This window comes from Shewanella sp. SG41-4 (genome assembly GCF_014164505.1).
Taxonomy (GTDB): Bacteria; Pseudomonadota; Gammaproteobacteria; order Enterobacterales; family Shewanellaceae; genus Shewanella.
Genome location: NZ_JACJFI010000612.1, coordinates 1 through 1274, shown reverse-complemented (window position 1 = coordinate 1274; position 1274 = coordinate 1). Strand labels below are relative to the sequence as shown.

At 34.6% G+C, this 1274-nt stretch carries 2 protein-coding genes; both read left to right on the top strand.

Features of this window, described 5'->3' with window-relative positions:
• A partial coding sequence (locus H5202_RS22670) for a hypothetical protein (protein ID WP_182774005.1) occupies positions 1-611 on the top strand: 611 nt, incomplete at its 5' end.
• A 28-nt stretch (positions 612-639) separates the two neighbouring features.
• Positions 640-1274, top strand: a 635-nt coding sequence (locus H5202_RS22665) for a DEAD/DEAH box helicase (RefSeq protein WP_182774004.1), incomplete at its 3' end; no start/stop codon positions are given.

Genomic DNA, 1274 nt, shown 5'->3' with positions numbered 1-1274 from the left:
AAAAATCACATGCTTTTCAAAATCTCCGCATTAATACCCCTGCGTTATATGATGAAATTATTCATCATCTTTTTACACCTTTAGTTGATAAAGGAGAGTACTTTTCTACTATAGTGGAACTTGCATTAGGCACATACAAGGCACAAACAGAAGTTTGGTCAGATTTATCTACGGATGAAAATTATATCGGTGGGAAATTTATAGCTGCAAGATCCAAGCTATATAGTTCCCATGCAAACAGACTTATGAAATTATCTCAGACTAGAATCAAAGATGATGAGATGATCGATCGGATTAATACCACATGGAATAAAGCAAAGTTACCAAGAGCACTAAACGGTTTTTTTCCTAAATCCCCTGAAATTGATTCTCGAAGTGATGTAGTAGTGAGAGCGCAAAAATTAACTATAGAACTTCCTATACTATTATCATTTTTCAATATGGGAATGCTTGATGGAAAATTACCAGGTTGGACATTAAATTATTTATGTTTCTTACTTTCACAATTACAACAGTTTGACCGCGAGTGGTTACAAAAATCTATGGCTTTGGCTATAGGTGCTGCAAGTATTTGTTTAAATAATTCAGATTATGGTCGAAAAGACAAATAGTTTAAAAATATTACACTGGAAGTAAAAAATGACTAAAAAAAGTATTTCGATAAGTAACATATATTCTTCTATCTCTTCGGTATCACGAGATGCAGTTTTAAATCAATTACAGTTAAGGAACAAAAATCTTAGAAAATATCTAAAAGAGCTATTTTCCAATGATGAAATTAATAATGAATGTTTTTTGGCTGATCCTGTTATTGAAGCTACATTTGGTTATCGTCCGGCGACGGAAGTTAGCTCTATGACCGATCTTGCGGTAAAAGGAGAACTATCTAGTGAATTAGTCAAAGTAATGGATCAGGCTTTTGCTCCTGATACTGAAAAGCAACGTAAGGAAGACAATGAAAATAATAAGGTAAGGCTCGGGTACGCTAATGATATTGACGATGATTACACTTGGCCAAAAGAAAGAGCACCATATCTTCATCAACATGAATCCTGGAGAATATTAGGAGCTAGCTCTCCTAAGTCTACGGTTATTACATCTGGAACTGGCTCTGGTAAAACGGAGTGTTTTTTGGTGCCATTATTAAATGACTTAGCACGTCAAGTGAATGATCATGGTGACTCTTTAGTTGGCGTACAAGCCATAATGCTTTATCCATTAAATGCGCTGATTAACTCACAAGAAGAAAGGTTAAGTGCATTACTAAGAGGATT